General features: G+C 42.2%; 17 protein-coding genes. 6 read left to right on the forward strand and 11 right to left on the reverse strand.

Translation table 11 applies throughout. The features are described 5' to 3' along the window. Positions 1–22: 22 nt before the first annotated feature. The 4 genes from prfB to xerD form a co-directional block, all read right to left on the reverse strand. Positions 23–1,121, reverse strand: a protein-coding gene (gene prfB / locus CWC28_RS13505; protein WP_105181232.1) for a peptide chain release factor 2 whose coding sequence is annotated in 2 segments (ribosomal slippage) — positions 23–1,045 and positions 1,047–1,121 — 1,098 coding nt in all. Because the reading frame shifts where the segments join, the coding sequence is not laid out codon by codon here. Positions 1,122–1,264: 143 nt separating this feature from the next. Then, entirely contained in the window at positions 1,265–2,986 is a 1,722-nt protein-coding gene (recJ, locus tag CWC28_RS13510) for a single-stranded-DNA-specific exonuclease RecJ (RefSeq protein WP_063703395.1), read from the reverse strand. Positions 2,987–3,062: 76 nt separating this feature from the next. Continuing rightward, the gene (gene dsbC, locus CWC28_RS13515; protein WP_063703393.1) at positions 3,063–3,797 is read right to left on the reverse strand and encodes a bifunctional protein-disulfide isomerase/oxidoreductase DsbC; all 735 of its coding nucleotides are present in this window, start codon (positions 3,795–3,797) and stop codon (positions 3,063–3,065) included. 59 nt (positions 3,798–3,856) lie between these two features. Continuing rightward, positions 3,857–4,744: a site-specific tyrosine recombinase XerD gene (gene xerD, locus CWC28_RS13520; protein WP_229677541.1), complete on the reverse strand. Its 888-nt coding sequence runs from the start codon at positions 4,742–4,744 to the stop codon at positions 3,857–3,859. A gap of 128 nt (positions 4,745–4,872) precedes the next feature. Between xerD and fldB the strand changes: the two genes are divergently transcribed. Then, on the forward strand, positions 4,873–5,394 hold the full coding sequence (gene fldB / locus CWC28_RS13525) for a flavodoxin FldB (protein WP_063703534.1): 522 nt from the start codon (positions 4,873–4,875) through the stop codon (positions 5,392–5,394). Positions 5,395–5,437: 43 nt separating this feature from the next. Here the strand turns inward: fldB and CWC28_RS13530 are convergent, their stop codons facing one another. After that, positions 5,438–5,866: a DUF2147 domain-containing protein gene (locus tag CWC28_RS13530; protein ID WP_063703389.1), complete on the reverse strand. Its 429-nt coding sequence runs from the start codon at positions 5,864–5,866 to the stop codon at positions 5,438–5,440. A gap of 104 nt (positions 5,867–5,970) precedes the next feature. On the opposite strand from CWC28_RS13530, the gene CWC28_RS13535 reads away from it, so the two are divergent. Further along, positions 5,971–6,408, forward strand: coding sequence for a hypothetical protein (locus CWC28_RS13535; protein ID WP_063703387.1), 438 nt, complete (start codon positions 5,971–5,973; stop codon positions 6,406–6,408). Here CWC28_RS13535 and CWC28_RS13540 read toward each other — a convergent pair whose 3' ends face one another. Next, positions 6,409–7,107, reverse strand: a complete 699-nt coding sequence (locus CWC28_RS13540) for a tRNA1(Val) (adenine(37)-N6)-methyltransferase (RefSeq protein ID WP_063703385.1) — start codon at positions 7,105–7,107, stop codon at positions 6,409–6,411. 76 nt (positions 7,108–7,183) lie between these two features. Here CWC28_RS13540 and srmB point away from each other — a divergent pair, with 76 nt between their 5' ends. Together srmB and CWC28_RS13550 are read left to right on the forward strand one after the other, a co-directional pair. After that, positions 7,184–8,416, forward strand: a complete 1,233-nt coding sequence (gene srmB / locus CWC28_RS13545) for an ATP-dependent RNA helicase SrmB (protein ID WP_063703382.1) — start codon at positions 7,184–7,186, stop codon at positions 8,414–8,416. A 215-nt stretch (positions 8,417–8,631) separates the two neighbouring features. Further along, the gene (locus CWC28_RS13550) at positions 8,632–8,970 is read left to right on the forward strand and encodes a BON domain-containing protein (protein ID WP_063703380.1); all 339 of its coding nucleotides are present in this window, start codon (positions 8,632–8,634) and stop codon (positions 8,968–8,970) included. A 26-nt stretch (positions 8,971–8,996) separates the two neighbouring features. On the opposite strand, the gene CWC28_RS13555 is transcribed toward CWC28_RS13550, so the two are convergent. Both CWC28_RS13555 and radA read right to left on the reverse strand, forming a co-directional pair. Continuing rightward, on the reverse strand, positions 8,997–9,929 hold the full coding sequence (locus CWC28_RS13555) for an aq_1923 C-terminal domain (protein WP_063703378.1): 933 nt from the start codon (positions 9,927–9,929) through the stop codon (positions 8,997–8,999). A gap of 50 nt (positions 9,930–9,979) precedes the next feature. Beyond that, entirely contained in the window at positions 9,980–11,365 is a 1,386-nt protein-coding gene (gene radA / locus CWC28_RS13560) for a DNA repair protein RadA (RefSeq protein WP_138625275.1), read from the reverse strand. Between the two features lie 354 nt (positions 11,366–11,719). Between radA and CWC28_RS13565 the strand changes: the two genes are divergently transcribed. After that, positions 11,720–14,200 (forward strand): PilZ domain-containing protein, encoded by a 2,481-nt coding sequence (locus tag CWC28_RS13565; RefSeq protein WP_063703374.1) that lies wholly within the window; start codon positions 11,720–11,722, stop codon positions 14,198–14,200. Here CWC28_RS13565 and serB read toward each other — a convergent pair. Next, complete coding sequence (gene serB / locus CWC28_RS13570; protein WP_063703371.1) at positions 14,183–15,202, reverse strand: phosphoserine phosphatase SerB; 1,020 nt, start codon at positions 15,200–15,202, stop codon at positions 14,183–14,185. The genes CWC28_RS13565 and serB overlap by 18 nt on opposite strands. 125 nt (positions 15,203–15,327) lie before the next feature. On the opposite strand from serB, the gene CWC28_RS13575 reads away from it, so the two are divergent. Next, positions 15,328–15,948 carry an AhpA/YtjB family protein gene (locus tag CWC28_RS13575; RefSeq protein ID WP_054560826.1) on the forward strand — a complete coding sequence of 207 codons (621 nt, stop codon included), beginning with the start codon at positions 15,328–15,330 and terminating at the stop codon, positions 15,946–15,948. Here CWC28_RS13575 and CWC28_RS13580 read toward each other — a convergent pair. Together CWC28_RS13580 and pdxH are read right to left on the reverse strand one after the other, a co-directional pair. Continuing rightward, positions 15,915–16,688: a TatD family hydrolase gene (locus CWC28_RS13580; protein WP_063703369.1), complete on the reverse strand. Its 774-nt coding sequence runs from the start codon at positions 16,686–16,688 to the stop codon at positions 15,915–15,917. The two genes, CWC28_RS13575 and CWC28_RS13580, sit on opposite strands and share 34 nt — an antisense overlap. Further along, positions 16,689–17,327, reverse strand: a complete 639-nt coding sequence (gene pdxH / locus CWC28_RS13585; protein WP_055020972.1) for a pyridoxamine 5'-phosphate oxidase — start codon at positions 17,325–17,327, stop codon at positions 16,689–16,691. Positions 17,328–17,366 lie beyond the last annotated feature (39 nt).

Consider the following 17,366-nt stretch of genomic DNA (forward strand, 5'->3'; position numbering starts at 1 on the left):
TAGCTCTTTTTTAGCTTGGTGGTTATAGGCCAGATTTAAGGCTGGCTTCAATAAATTTATCTAAGTCGCCGTCAAGAACCGCTTGTGTATTACGGTTTTCAACGCCGGTACGTAAGTCTTTAATGCGCGAGTCATCAAGTACGTATGAACGAATTTGACTACCCCAGCCAATATCAGATTTAGCATCTTCTTGGCTTTGTTTCTCAGCATTTTGCTTTTGAATTTCAAGTTCAAACAACTTCGCTTTTAACTGCTTCATTGCTTGGTCTTTATTCTTGTGCTGTGAACGCTCGTTTTGGCACTGTACAACCGTATTGGTTGGTATATGGGTAATACGAACCGCTGACTCTGTTGTATTTACGTGCTGACCACCTGCGCCTGATGCACGGTAAACGTCAATACGTAAGTCTGCCGGATTAATATCAATTTCGATATTATCGTCGATTTCTGGGTAAACGAATGCCGATGCAAACGAGGTATGACGACGACCACTTGAGTCGAACGGGCTCTTACGCACTAAACGGTGAACACCTGTTTCTGTACGTAACCAACCGTATGCATATTCGCCCACGAAGCGCACAGTTGCGCCCTTGATACCAGCCACATCACCATCAGTTGCTTCAACAAGTTCAACTTTAAAGCCTTTTGCTTCACCCCAACGTAAATACATACGCAGTAGCATGTTACACCAGTCTTGGGCTTCAGTGCCGCCAGAACCTGATTGTAAATCAAGGTAAGCATCGTTTTGGTCATGGTCGCCTGAGAACATACGACGGAACTCTAGCTTTTCAAGCTGTGCGTTTAAATCGCCTAATTCAGCTTCAGCTTCAGCGAAGGTTTCTTCATCTTCAGCTTCAACAGCAAGCTCGACTAACCCTTCAACATCTTCGGTACCTGACACTAGATTATCAATGGTCTCAACGATAGCTTCGAGTGCCGACTTTTCACGGCCAAGTGCTTGAGCTCGCTCTGGCTCATTCCACACTGCTGAATCTTCAAGTTCTGCGTTAACTTCTTCTAACCGCTCTTTCTTAAGAGGGTAGTCAAAGGTACCCCCGAAGCAGTTCAGTACGTTCGCGAATTTCCTTGATTTGATTAATCACAGGATTCACTTCAAACATGTACATTACTCCAAAATGGCTGATTTACCGCGCACCGATATCGACAATAAATACGGTAAATTATCTACAAATATTAAAAACGCCCGATTTTAACAAAAAACCGAGCGTTTTATTAGCCTTTTATGTCGATTATAACGATATTTTTATGTCGCTTTTTGTAGCTCTCGAATAATCAACTGTAGCGAGAATTTACCACGGAATTCATTTATATCGAGTTGATAAGCAGCTTTCACATAACGCACTTCGGTATCTGGCCATGCACGCACATCAACACCAAAGGCAATGCCATCAACTAACCGTCCAGATTGATGTTTTAAAACCAGTTTTAAGTGTTTTTCACCAACAATGCGCTGCTGTATTACTTCAAATACATGTTCGAACACTGGTTCTGGAAATTGCTGTCCCCAGGGGCCGGCATTTTTTAGTAAGTTGGCAAATTCCATCGAAAAGCACTCATTAGGTAATTCACCATCGGTAAGTAAAATACTTTGCTTATGCTCTTCAGTGAGTGTGTCTGTCACCATTTGCTCAAACACGGTTTTAAATTCAGTAAAACACTGCTCATTGATACTCAGTCCGGCCGCCATAGCATGACCACCAAATTTACTGATCAAATGCGGATAGAGTGTATTTACTCGCTCGAGTAAGTCTCGCATATGCAGCCCTTCAATAGAGCGGCAAGAGCCTTTGATTTCGCCATTATCGCCAGCGGCAAAAATAATCGTAGGACGGTGATACTTTTCTTTTAAGCGGCCAGCCAAAATACCAATGACACCTTGATGCCAATCAGCTTGATATAAACAAATGGCATCAGGTACTGACTCAGTTTTAAATGCTAAACGGTCAAGCACAGCTTGTGCCTCCGTTTGCATGCCCTGCTCTATTTCACGGCGCTCATGATTGAGGCTGTCGAGCTCACCGGCAATTCGGCGTGCTTGGTTTATATCATTAGATAACAAGCAGGCTATACCTAAACTCATATCATCTAAACGCCCTGCTGCATTTAAGCGTGGCGCCAATGAAAAGCCAAAGTCACTGGCACTTAAACGGGCTGCATTGCGATTTGCCACTTCAATGAGAGCACTAATACCAGGGCGTGTTTTACCACTACGAATACGTGCTAAACCTTGATGAACTAAGGTACGGTTATTGGCATCAAGCGCGACCACATCGGCCACGGTACCAAGGGCTACAATATCAAGTAACTCAGCCAAATTTGGCATTGGCTGATGCTGAAAATACCCTTGTTCACGTAAGTGGCTACGTAAAGCAATGAGCAGATAAAAAGCAACCCCAACGCCAGCTATCGACTTCGATGGAAACTGACAATCATGGCGATTCGGATTCACGATAGCATCGGCATCTGGTAGGGCTTCACCTTGCAAATGGTGATCTGTAACCAGCACCTTAATACCCGCTTGCTTTACAATGGCAATGCCATCAATACATGAAATACCGTTATCAACAGTGATCACCAGCTCAGGTTGCATAGTCACTATTTGCTCAGCAAGCGCAGGACTTAAGCCATAACCTAGGCTGAATCTGTCTGGTACCAAGTAATCAAGATTCTTTAAGCCAAACATAGCAAGACCTTGCATTAAGGTTGCTGTGCTGGTTGCGCCATCGGCATCAAAGTCTCCGACGATTAACACGCGACTTTGAGCTGCGAGGGCTTGTTGCAATAGCACCACAGCTTTGTCGATATCTTTGAACAACTTAAAGTCATGTAATGTGGCAGCACTGTTATCGAGTTCGGTGGCATTTTGCACCTGACGAGTCGCATATATTTGCTTAATTACAGGGTGTAAATGGTGTGGTAGATGCGAATCATCAACACGAGGACGAGCTTGAATTATTTTTTCCATGTCGGAAACGGTACTTCTTAGCTTAAGACAAATAAAAAAGGCCTACGACAAATAGGCCTTTTCGTTAAAAAATCAGTTATGAAGATGTTTTTGGTAAGGCATCAAGCGCTTGGCTAATTTGCGCAGCTGATTGATAACCTGGGATCATGGTGCCATCTTCTAAAATAATTGCTGGAGTACCCGACATACCAAAGCTTTGACCTAGTTGATAGTGCTCTGCAATTGGTGCGTTACAACCAGGCACTGCAGCGACTTCTGCACCCGCTTTTGCTTCTGTTAATGCTTCAGCAGGGTCTTTAGCACACCATACATTCATTAAATCTTGGTAACCTTTACCACGTAAACCACCACGTGGAAAAGCAAGGTATTTAACGGTGATACCCGCTTCTAAGAAATCATCAAGTTCACGGTGTAACTTACGGCAGTAACCACAGCTGATATCGGTAAATACCGTGATTGAATGCTTTTCGTTTTTCGCTTTATAAACGATCATCGAATCTTCGTACTCAGCAATGCCTTCTTTACGTACATCGCTCAGTGCATGTTCTGTTAGATTGACTCGGTTATTAAGGTCAATCAGTGTTCCTTGCATTAGAAATTGACCGTCAGGGCTTGCATACAGCACGCCTTTGTCAGTAATTAGTTCTTTAAGGCCTGCCACTGGGCTTGGATTGATTTGCTTAACGGTTACGCCTAATTCAGCAAACTTAGCAATAATCGGGGCATCAGCAGCGTCTGTTGTTGATACGCCATTGGCAAACACATTTAAGCTTGTGCCTAGTAGTGCTGTGGCTAAAACTAACTTTTTCATAAATATCCTATATCCTGATCATTTTTTATATAGACCGGTACATCTTTAAAAATCTTGCACTAAGCACGTGGATGATGTTGCTCGTGTACCGACTTCAATCTTTCATTCGCTACATGGGTATAAATTTGTGTTGTTGATAAGTCACTGTGACCTAACATCATTTGCACGACTCTAAGGTCCGCCCCATGATTAAGCAAATGCGTTGCAAACGCGTGTCTGAGCGTATGCGGTGATAACGGCGATTCAACTGATGCCAAAATAGCATAGTGTTTGATGCGATGCCAAAAAGTTTGTCGTGTCATGCCAATCCCGCGCTTAGATGGGAACACAAAGTCAGTGGCATGTTTAATCATTTGCGAACGGCCCACTTTTAAAAACTGCTCAAGCCAGTACATCGCTTCTTCACCTAGGGGAACTAAGCGCTCTTTATTACCCTTACCTTTTACAAAAACCACCGCTTGACGCAAATTAATTTGCTCCATTCTAAGTCCCACCAGCTCAGTGACACGAAGCCCTGTGGCATATAACAGCTCCAGCATGGCTTTATCACGAAGCCCCATTGCATCTTCTATATCTGGGGCTGCAAGCAGTGCTTCTACTTCTGCTTCTGACAGTGTTTTTGGTAATGACTGCCCAGCTTTTGGCTGAGCAATATTGACCATCGGCGAATCGGCAATGGCTTTTTCGCGCACAAAATACTGATAAAAACGCTTCAGCGCGCTGATGCTACGCGCTGTGCTGCGCGACTTCAGTCCTAAATCAACACGGTATGCTAAATACGCTTCAATATCATCTGAGCGGACAGCCAGTAGGTCTTTATCTTTTAAAAATTGGCAAAACTTTTCAAGGTCACTGCGATAAGCGGCTAGTGTATTTTCGCTAACTCCTTGCTCAAGATACAGCGTATCTAAAAATAACTCTAAATGTTCGGCGTTATTTGCTGTCATTACACCTTTTTGGGCTTGTGAATTATTATCAGCCACGCGTACTCTCATCCTTATCAAGGTATCAATTGATTATACCTTACGGTAAACTTACGCCTATCATATCAGGCAAATACACAGTGATAAATACGATGCAGATTGGTTTATTTTATGGTTCTACAACCTGCTACACAGAAATAGCAGCCGAGAAAATTCGCGATATTATTGGTCACGACATCGTGAGCCTTCACAATATCAAAGATGAACCATTAAAAAATGCAGAGCAATTTGATTTCGTTATCTTCGGCATTTCAACTTGGGATTTTGGTGAGTTGCAAGAAGATTGGGAATCAATTTGGGACGACATTAAAGATGTTAACCTAAACGGCAAAACCGTGGCTCTGTTTGGTATGGGCGATCAACAAGGTTATGGTCAGTGGTTCCAAGATGCACTTGGCATGTTACACGATGAAATTTGTGATCAAAGCATTACCTTGCTTGGTAAATGGCCTAACGATGCAAGCTATGAATTTGAGGCTTCAAAAGCACTCAGCGAAGATGGCAAACAATTTGTAGGCCTAGCCCTTGATGAAGACAGCCAATACGAGCTCAGCGATGAGCGTATTGCAAGCTGGGTTGAACAGGTCATGACTGAGTACAGCGAAAGTTTGTAAATCATGAATAAAAAAGCCAAGCATTGCTTGGCTTTTTTAATGATTATTCAACGCGTTGCCAATATTGATTACGATAGAAAAACGCAATATAACCGCGCACTTCTAACACCTTGCCTTGTTCTTGTGGTGTTAGTTTAAGGGTATAGGTTTTACCATTGTTTGGGTCCAAAATTTCACCCTCTTGCCAGCTACCATCACCAGCATCTTTAGCACCTTCAATAATTTGTAACCCTAAAATAGGCTGATTTTTCTTATCACCTTTACACTTTTCGCAGATTGCATCTTGTTTAGCTGGGTTAAGGATTTTTTCAACACTGCCAACCAATACACCATTTTGCTCACTAATACGTACTAAAGATTTCGCTTCATTGGTTTCTTCGTCAATGGTTTTCCAAAGACCCACAGGCGTCATTGCGGCAAAGCTCAATTGAGAAAATAATAAGGCAGATAAAGCAATTGATAAACGTAACATAAAAAACTCGTATAAAATTTAAGACATTGGCACTATAACAGGGCTTGGTTAATCACACCATTTTGTTATGATCATACAAAGACAACACATTGCGAGGGAACACAATGAGTCAATTCACATTAATTACCGGTGATATTGTCAGTTACGACAGTAATCAGGTTGCCACAATAAACGCCATTGGCGAAATAAAAATAAATCGCTTTGCTGAGCCATTATTTATTCCTGATAGCGCTAAAGCCGCCATTGAACTAGGTCGGCTTGATGATAACTTGTTTAATTTAAAAAAGTTATTACGCTCAGGCTATGCCGACCCTTGCCCAACAACCCGCGTACTAATTGAAACCACAGAGCCTTTACCTGACATCAAAGGTCTGCTAATCAAACGCCGCTTTAGCATTATTGATTTTTGCAGCGCCGAAATAGAAAAGTCGCACAGTAAAGCCGTGTTAGACGCCCTATTAGAGCTTGAATATGTTCAGCAAATTCAGCTTGATGAAGTCATGCAATTACAACCACCTTCCATACAAAAATCACAGATATAATTACATGTTTAGGTAAAAAGCTTTACATAGCTCTTTATAATCTTGGCTATAGCTGCCATCAGCTGCATGTATGGTTAACGATGATGTATCACATTCGCCGTTGTTTTGGCTGAGTAGCAACAAGCTGCGACTTGGTTGTTTTTTCTCGGTTGTACGTACCAAGCAATGGCGATTTAAGTACCAGCCTGCCTGCTCAGCTACCGCAATGAATTGTTTTGCCTCTACGCAAGGCAAAATCACATTCAAAAGCGTTTTGCCGTGGCTAATCCTAGTACACGCTTCTATCAATTCGCTGAAGCTAAGGCCGTCAGTATGACGGGCAGTATTTCGAGCATCATTTTCACCTTTTAGGCTCCCATTAAAATACGGTGGATTGGTGATGATCGCATCAAAAGGCTCTGCTGCGCTAAACGACTGTACTGATCCTTCGAAAAGGTTTATTTCTGGCCAAGGGCTAGCGGCAAAGTTATCTCGGGCATCACTGCAGGCACCCGTGTCTATTTCAATGGCACTCACACTTGCATCAGACACTCTTTGTTTTGCCATAAGCGCCAGTAATCCAGTGCCTGTGCCTATATCTAAAATGCGCTTAGCTTTATTTATATCAGCCCATGCACCTAACAAAATACCATCGGTCGACACTTTCATCGCCGTGCGTGTTTGCGTTACCGTAAATTGTTTAAACACAAAGCCTGACATTTTTTCACCTTTTCATTCACCACAGCCGCGTTAACGCGTATAATTAGGCTCAATTGTCCTCTATTTATGTCACTCTATGCAATTTTCTGAATTTGATATCGATAACAAGCTGTTAAATGCCATTAATAAAATGGGTTTTGATACGCCAACCAGTATTCAACAACAAGCGATCCCTGAAGCTCTTCAAGGTCGTGATATTTTGGCATCTGCCCCTACTGGTACGGGTAAAACAGCCGCGTTTTTGATCCCTGCAATTCAATACTTGCTTGATTTCCCACGTCGCGATCCTGGCTTTGCGCGCGTATTGATCATGACGCCAACCCGTGAACTTGCTTATCAAATTCATGAGCAATGCGAATTACTTGCAGCACAAACTCATCTTAAAATTGGGGTTGTGACAGGTGGTATAAACTACGGGACACACAGAGAAATATTCGAAAGCAATAACGACATTCTCATTGCCACACCAGGGCGTTTAATGGAGTACCTTGAAACAGAGAACTTCCATGCTGAAAATGTTGAGGTGCTTATTCTTGATGAAGCTGACCGCATGTTAGACATGGGTTTTCGTAAAGAAATGCTTCGTATTTGTGATGAAGCACGTAACCGTCGCCAATGTTTCTTATTCTCAGCCACCCTTGAAGGTGACAGCGTAGAGTTATTTGCGGAGCGTATCTTAAACGATCCGGCACTCCTTGAAGCCGAATCTTCACGTAAAGAGAAAGGCAAAATCCACCAATGGGTTCACCTTGCGGATGACTACGACCACAAACTTAAAATGTTGGTTGAAACGTTAAATGGTGACGACATTCATAAAGCGATTGTGTTTGTTAAAACTCGTGAGCGCTTAGAAACATTAATTGGTGAATTAAACAACGAAGGCCTTCGTGTTGCTTGGTTACGCGGTGAAATGCCACAAGATAAACGCATGAAAGCGATGGAAAATTTTCACTCAGGTCGCAATAATATCTTAGTTGCAACGGATGTGGCTGCACGTGGTATTGATGTTGCTGATATCAGCCATGTTATCAACTTTGATATGCCTCGTACCGCAGACGTTTACGTACACCGTATTGGCCGTACTGGCCGCGCTGGTAAAAAAGGTATTGCGATTTCATTTGTTGAAGCACACGACGTGGCAATTTTAGGCAAGGTTGAGCGCTACATAGAGCAAAAGCTTAAACGCCGAGTGATTAAAGGCTTTGAGCCACAGCACAAAGAAGCAAAAATTCCCTCTAAAAAGAAAAAAGATCCAGTAAAAATGAAGGCTAAGAAAAAAGCCAAAGCTAAAGCGAAGAAGAAAAAGTAGCTTTATTACCCTTACTGAAAAAATGCCGAGCTTGCCTCGGCATTTTTGTACCCTACCCTTTTTACCTAATGAGTGTGTAATTAGTTCACACTTTATTCCCCTTCACCCCATCAATGCAAATAAAACCCATTAAAATCAACAAGTTAAACATTGGAATAATAATTGTAACTGGTTCAGCAATAGTTCACAGCAGACTACATTAACGAGGGAATTGTATGAGCCGCTTCAAATTAACCGTAGTACTTACATCATTAAGCTGTATTTTTTTACTTGCATGCGCAACGAACGTAAGCGCCAATACTAGCGTGCTAACGACTAGTACATCGGCTCAACCGCGCTTACAACAAATGGCACTGCAGAAATTAACAAGCAATCCTAATTTTCGAATTGAAAACCTACAAGTGATTGTTGATGGTGATACTGTTGAACTAAAAGGCATTGCAGAAACAGGCTTTCAAAGAGCTTTAGCACAAAAATTTTTAGAGCATAGCCAAGGTGTGATGCAGATAAAAAACAACCTTAAAGTGAGTAAGCTCAATCACCCATCACTTTAAGGCTAGATTTACAGAGGGGCTTGAGATTATGCGCCGCTTGCTTGCAGGTTGATAAATTTCGCAAGCTCTTCTGGTTGACCCATCAGCATTTGAATTTGCTGATTAATCTCCATCATGCCTTTACCTTCAGGTAATTTTGCCGACACAGAGAAAGACGATAAGCCATTCACAAAATTAGTGATCGCTGCCGCAAGTTCTTCACTCACAGGAACTTGCTGTAATTGCATAGCTACCACTTGCTTAAATTGCTCATGCGTCATACCTTGCGAAGTTAAGAAGCTATCGACCACGGCTTTAAGCTCACCTTCATCAGCTATCGACAGATTAATACGGCGCGGCTCTAACTGAGTGAGTGCTGCCATCATCTTTGATTGCTGTTGTAATTGCTGCTCTAAGGTTAGCTGGCCATCCGCTGCTTCATTTTGCATTTGACTCGCAGCAAGTGATGCTTCCATTAACGCTGTGGTTTTAGCTAAACCAAGATTGAAATTCACATCAGCCACCTCATTCGCAGTCACTTTAAGTGCAAAGTCACTGTCGCCTGAGTCTTTATTGTAATCAAGTGATGAATTTACGTTATAGCTTGTTGATGCTAACTTGTTATTTGAGTTTTCTGGTAGCTGCGCTAAGAACTCATCGCTAAAACGAAAGTTAGTCATCACAAAGCCTGTGTGCGGTGGTATCGCATCAACTTCATAACCTGACACATCAATGCTGTCGATAGTTGCAACTGGCTCATTACTTAAACTATTTGAAACAGTGATATCAGATAACTGCATGCTGCTATCAAAAATACTTGCTGAGATATCACTGTATTTAATATCTACACCGCTTTGAATTGATAACGCACTAATTTGCTTATCAACCACCTTTTTCACTTCCTGTGTCGCTGCGTAATTTGCGTAAGCCACGCCACCGACAGCCGCAGCAACAACCGCTGCAATAATTAACTTCTTCATTTTATTTCCTTTAATTGGTGTAATTTTTTTATCAGTGTATCAAATTGTATTTAGTTTATTAACGACAATAGTTCATGCACCGTTTTCACCGGCGTGATCTTCGCCCCAAGGCCTTCCATTGATTTATGGTAATTGCGATGCGGGATAAAAATCTCGGTAAAACCATGCTGAGCAGCTTCTTTGACTCGAGGTACGCCACTGTCGATTGGTCTTACATCACCATTTAAACTTAGCTCGCCCATAATACAGGTGGTGCGGGGTACAACAAATTCGTTCAAGCTGCTTAATAACGCTGTTACTAATGCTAAATCGATACAGGTTTCTGACTCATCGATTTTTAAGCCACCGACAATGTTGAAAAAAGTGTCGTGAAAGATTTTTGTTTTTGTGTGCTTACGCAAAATGCCCGTCAGCATCTTGATGCGGTTCATGTTTAAACCAACACATACTCGCTGCGGGAATTCAGCTTCGGTTTCTGTGGTTAAACATTGGATTTCGAGTAGTAAATTACGGTTACCTTTACGGATACAGGTGATTGCAGAGCCCGGAGATTCAGTACTCGAGCCTGACAAAAAGATTTCACTTGGGTTATCAACGCTCAGCATTCCGCGCTCACACATTCTGAAAATACCCACGGTGTCGATATCGCCAAAACGGTTTTTATTAGCACGTAAAGTTCTGATTTGCCCATCGTTGGTATCGATATGCAATAAAGCATCAACGATATGCACGAGTGTTTGCGGCCCTGCAATTTCGTTATTTTTGTTTACATGGGCAATGATGAACATAGTTACATCATTTTGCTTACAATATTGTGTTAAAGCTTGCGCTGCACTTTTAACCTGCGATGGCGAGCCTGGGCTACCATTTGCCGTTTCTGTTACCACAGCCTGAATTGAGTCAATCACCGCGAACTTGATTTTGTTTTTATCAAGTTCTTCAATGATGGCTTCAACGCTGGTTTCAGACAGTAAGTAAAGCTCGTCTTCGTTGTAATCTAAACGTAGGCGATTCACACGGTTTTTGAACTGCGATAGAGACTCTTCAGCTGTACAGTATAAAGACGGCATCAGTTTTGACATACGTGCAACTAAATCTGAGAGCAAGGTAGTTTTACCAGCGCCAGGGTCGCCAGAGATAATGTTAACTGAACCTGTCGTTACACCACCGCTCAATACTCTGTCTAGCTCGCCGATTTCGGTAAGGCGTTTTTCGGCCTCAGTGGTTGCCACTTCATTTATTTTCTTTGAGCCACCGCCTGCGATACCGGCATAACCTGCCACTAACGCACGGCTTGCCGCTTGTTTTGATTGCCCTGCTGAAGGCTTAAATTCTGCCAGCGTATTCCATGCTCCGCATTTACACTGTCCTTGCCAACGCTGATAGTTCATGCCGCACTCAGTGCAGACAAATTCGATTTTTGCTGATTTTGCCATTCGGCCTTACCTATTTTTGTAGCTGATTTGTGACTATTTCTGTATTTTCAAGCATATAATAGCTAAAGTAAAACTTATGACTCAGACGATTAAGTGAGAGTCATTTTTATAATCACAAAAGATAATATGTTGTAACTTGACCCCCTGAAAAACGCTTAATTTAGCTAAGTGCTTAATTAAGAAATAGTTAAGGGCACAGTTTTTGCTTACAAATAAAACTTTACAGTGCTTGCCATTTAATTGGCGAATACATATAACAATAACGAATAAAATAAAAAAGTAGTTACACTGCTTTGGCTTTAAATAGCCCGTTAGTATACCTACTTTTTTAGATAGACGGTGATGGTTTTATAAATGGCTGAAGACATACTGCTTAAATATGAAAGCCTAGTTGAAGAACTAAAGGCACATTTAGGCACTCCCCAGTTCGACAAACTGTTTAAATCAAAGACAGCTAGCTTAACTAAGCCAGAGCAGTTTCTGATCAAAATGGAAATGTCGCGCTTATCTCAGCCAGTGGCACGCTTTATTGATTTACGTGGTCAAGTAACCGGACAAGTCAAACCCTACGAATATGATGGCAAGCAACACTTTATGGACGATACCGCCATTGAAGTGTTTGAAGATGCTATAAAACGCCACGGTGGTTACACACTTGCCGTTTACGAAGCGGTAATGAACACCGAAAATAATCACCGAGTGATGCAAAAAAAAGCCGCAGAACAAGCGTTAACGGACGATAGTACAGCCCCAGAACAATCTGCCAAGGTTATTAAGTTTGCATCCTATGAAAGTCGCCGCGAAGAGCGGATGAACTATTCAATTAAAATCACCGTTGAGCTTGATAAAGACAGTAAAGTTGCGGCATCTACCTCGGATATTTCCCTAAGTGGTGCGAAAATAAAATTAGCGCCTCGCTATCAAGTTAAAAAAGGCCAATTAATTGGTCTGCGCTTAGTCGGCCTAGAACAAGACTTTGAGCTGGGCTTAAAAAACGGTATTCAATATGAAGTAGTTGCGGTAGAAAAAGTCTCTCGTGAGTACAATCATGTACGCTTAAAACGCACTTTTATTGAAAATAATGAAAAGTTTGATGAGTTCTTAGAAAGCTTTATTCATGGCAACAAACGTCGCTATAAAGTGAACTTAGACAATACCCTGGATGCAGTTGTATCGAAAGGCTACGAGCAATACTACATTCCACGTGTTACCTCGTTTTACACTTTTTTAAGCTTACAAGGCGATAAGCTTTACCCTAGCCTTGCGCTCACTACTGAGAATAATATTTTTATTCAGCGCTATTTTTGTGATGAACGTAAGTTGTCATGCTTATATAGCATTATCAATCAGCAGCGCTTAGGTCATCTACTCAGCTCACCCGATGCCGTAAAAGAAGAATACCTGTATACCTTCACTCACACCGTAGCGGGCAAGATTTATTATTATTCAGCCACTCGAACTGAGCTTGAGAGTCAGCCACAACTGAGAGATTTATTCCTCGGATTTGGTAGCCAAAAAGACAGCTGGCAATGCTTTAAGCTTCAGTTGATGCCAAGCCACCCGGAAGATTCATACATTCCGTTATCTCTACCTAGTAGTGCTGGTAAAAATATCGAAAAACTTAATAAGCCCCCTACACCACGGGTGCAAGGGCTGATCAAAGATGTTAAATACCTACTGATATTGACCTCGATCGGCACTAAGTTTGAGCAACAAACGTACCAGCAACTTGATTACAATAAAGATGCAGTAAATCAGCTTAAGCAATTTGGTCACAGCAAACATAAAACGCCTCCTCATTTAGAGCCAGTGGCGCTTGAATATGTGAACCTTCGGGCACATAAACGCTACTTGTACAAAACCGCAGTCTCTATTACTCAAGGTGAAGAGCTTATCACGGGCCACACCCGTGACTTATCTGTGATGGGCTTACAAATAGAGTGTGACCATCCGGTTGAGTTCAAAAAAGGCGATATCATTAAGTTAAACTTGCCTGATTTGCAAAAAATTACCAAAAAGCATGATTTAACAAATTTGGCTTATGAAGTGATGGCAGTGAGTAAATCACTGACAACAGTGAACTTAAAAGTGCATCGTATTGGTGACTTACCCCATATGGCAATTAAGTTTTTTACTGTATTAATCGATAACAACAAAGACAAATTACGTGTTTGTGAAGAAACCCCAAAAATTCCGGGATTATCGACCGCACTTAGAAATATGGTGACCAAAAGCGTATGCCAATTTCCGTTTTATTTACACAAAGAAGCAGCTCACTTTAAAGCTGGCGCTATTGGCCAAGGCTTATACCCTAGCCCTCTTCATGTATTGCTGCAAAACTTTGCGTTATTAAATGAGACAACCAGCATTGATGGATTCTTATCAACGGATCAAATCTCTGAGGTGATCACCCCATTAATCAAAGACCGCAGTCGCCAAGATCCCCCCTTACCATTTACCCTGTTTGTTCGCTTTGATCCGCGCCAAGCTGTGATCAGCGATGCAATTACCAGTCGTTGTATTAGTGAAGATGACTACAAACCACAAACTTTGTTTGTGAAAAAAGCGCTGAAAAACGATTTAGTCTTTGTGTTTCGCTTGTATGTGTCACGGACTGGCCGCCCAGATATTGATTACTTAGCGAATGAGCTGAAATATATTAGTCAGTACGCATTACACAAAGCAAAAGACCTAGAAGAAGCGCTATGGGCAGTAGCCGGTGTGGGTGATTTGATTGATATAACCGAAGAAGCGCTTACCCATTTTGATATTGACCAAAGGCTGATCACGGAAATGAGTAAACGCAAAGCAACTTGGTTAAAGCGAGTAATCTAACGGGAGAGTGAGTAAGTAAGCAACTTGCAGTAATGAACCTTCATTAATTGCAGTTTGTGCTTGCTCAACCACTTTCGGTTTACCGTGCACAGCAACACCAAGCCCTGCCGCAGCCATCATTTTTAAATCATTAGCACCATCACCCATGGCAACAGTTTGGCGGTTATTTAAAGTCAGCTTTTGTTCGATTCGTTTAAGTACACGGGCTTTTTCTTCTGCATCAACAATTGTGCCTATCACCTTGCCTGTTAAACGGTTATCTTTAAATTCGAGAGTATTCGCATGCACTTCATCTAAATCAAGCAGTGACTGCACTTGCTCTGCAAAAGGCACAAAGCCACCCGATGCGATTGCTAAATGCCAGTTATGCGCTTTTAGGTATTGGCATAATTCACTCACGCCCGGCATAAGCGGTAAACGCGCTTTTAAGCCGTCAATTAAATCTACATCGATGCCCTCAAGCTTCGCGACACGCTGCTTTAAGCTTTGTGCAAAGTCGAGCTGCCCGGCCATAGCTTGCGCGGTTACAGCGGCAACTTCGTCATACACATCGGCAAGGCGGGCAATTTCGTCGATACACTCAATAGTAATGGCTGTTGAGTCCATATCCATTAGTAATAAACCTGGTTCATTCACCGTGGGTGGATTCGTTAATTGCACCAGTTGAATCCCCAGTTGCTTAGCAAACTCAACTAATACCAGCGGACTTAGTACGCTTGTTGTATCGCTATGAAAGCTCCACGCTGCTGGCAAATCGGCAATTGGCTGATAGCAACAAAGCGATAAATTGCTAACCCCTTGCGCTGCTAAAAATTCGCTAATCGCAAGCAATTGCTCAGCATTAAGCTCATTACCAAAGGCAACACTGAACACGCCTTGATTTGCTTTTGGCGTAAAGTCTGTTGTAATAAGGTGTTTGTTTTCAATTTTATACCAGCAATTTAGGCTGATTTGTTCTGCTAAATTTGCTGAAGGTGTAGCAGCTAAGCTAAGCTGTGACATAGTGGCTCCACATTAGACTTATGTCTGTCCTTGGTCGTGCATTTGCTACTCGCACTCAAGGGGCTGTTAAAGTTATCATGTTGTACCATCAAATTTAAAAGCTGTCAGTAACGTATACGGTGACTATGAAAAATAACCAACTTAAAATTCCCTTTTCAGCCACTTATCGCCAACGTGTTGTGCGTTTAAGCTTAGCTGCGGCCTGTTTTGTGCTGTTAAGTTGGGTTGCCATGAATAGTAGCTTTCAAAGCCACCAGTTACTTTATGATAGCGCTGACAGCACAGCGATAAGCTTAACCAAGTTTATGGCACTGAATGCAAAAACCCCACTGCAAGAAAAAAACAAACCCGAGTTAAATGCGTTATGTAATCATATTGCTGAAGATGAGTATGTGTTAGCGGCAACGATTTACGATCAACAAGGTATCCAAATTGCTGCCAGCGATAATTGGCAAAGTCACCACACCTTTGGTTTATTACCCGATTCAACGCCGGGTATTAGCAAACTCAAAACCCCATTTGTAGAGCCAGTGATAAGTGATGATGAAAGACCAATTGGTTTTGTGTCAATTACCTATTTAACGCAGGCTTCTATTGCAACCAGCCACAGTAGTTTTCATGATTTAGGTCGCCAAGTATTATTAATGTTAGTGATCACCTGTATTTTTACTTGGCAGCTAGGGCGCGGTTTAAAACACTGGCAAATCAACCGTTACATCAAAAAAAGCGCTGAGCAAGAATCATAAAGTTCAGCAGCCAATTGCTGCTTTGCATCCCCTGTCGCGCCTTTAAGCTCACATAAATAAGTGAATACATCACGCACCTTTAGCGGCGTATTAACTTGGCCTTGAAAGCCAGCTAACGGCATTGATGGCGAGTCGGTTTCAAGCACTAAATGCTGTGGCTGAATTGCGTTTATGACTTTACGAGTTTTAGCAGCGCGCGGGTAACTTATTACACCACCGACACCAAGTTTAAACCCTTGTTTAATATAACTCTGAGCTTGTTGTTCTGAGCCTGAGAAGGCATGAATTACACCACCAAACTTTGGCTTGCAGCGCTTAAATGAGCGAGCAATTAAATCATGGCTTTGTCTGTGATGCACAATCAGTGGTAGAGCGAGTTGATTGGCAAGCTCTATTTGCCCTTCAAAAAGCTGTGTTTGCTTATCGAGGTTGTCGATACTGCGATCAAGTCCGCACTCGCCGATGGCAATAAACTGCCCTGAATGGTTTTTTGCTAACTGCTCCAGTTCAGCGAGATGATGAGTTTGGTGTTCAGATAAAAAATAAGGATGTAAGCCTAAAGCAATTGAAATACTTGGCTCTGATTTAGCAAACGATAATAGTTTTGTAGATTGTGCCAAGCTCACGCCCGGCACAATAAAATGCTCGATCCCTTCTTGCTTGCATGCTGTGATGAGCTCTGTGCGAGTTTCATCAAATTCGCTAAAATCAAGGTGACAGTGGGAATCGATAAAACGCATTTACGGATTTAAGCGACCAAACTGCCAACTGCCATCGGCTTGGCGTTGATACATAAAGCGGTCGTGTAAGCGGTGTGCACCGCCTTGCCAAAATTCGATTTTAGTAGGCTCAACACAGTAGCCTCCCCAAAAATCAGGCAATGGAATTTCACCCTCAGAAAACTTTTGCTTCATTTTCGCAAATGTTTCCATTAATACCTTACGTGATGACACAGGACGACTCTGCTGAGATGCCCATGCTGCTAACTGGCTTTCTTTAGGACGCGATAAAAAGTACTTAGCCACAGCCGTTGTTGGTAAAGGTTTAGCTTCACCATAAACAATGACTTGTCTCTCCATATGGTGCCATGGAAAGTGCAGAGAGATTTTGTTATTACCTTTGAGCTCCTGCGCCTTGCGCGAGCCAGTATTGGTAAAAAACACAAAACCATTTTCATCAAGATGCTTTAACAGCACGATACGCTGCGAAGGCTGACCATGTTCATCAACCGTTGCAACGACCATCGCCGTAGGATCAGGCAAATTAGTGGCAACAGCTTGTTCAAGCCATTTTTCAAACTGCTTGATTGGAGACGCATCAAGCATGTCTTCAGATAAACCATCCTGTAAATATTCACGGCGAATATCTTCAAGTTTCATAAAATTCCCTCTATCGCTACTATCAGCTATCAGCTATCA

Origin of the sequence: Pseudoalteromonas sp. S4492 (assembly GCF_005886115.1) — a bacterium.
Lineage (GTDB): Bacteria > Pseudomonadota > Gammaproteobacteria > Enterobacterales > Alteromonadaceae > Pseudoalteromonas > Pseudoalteromonas gelatinilytica.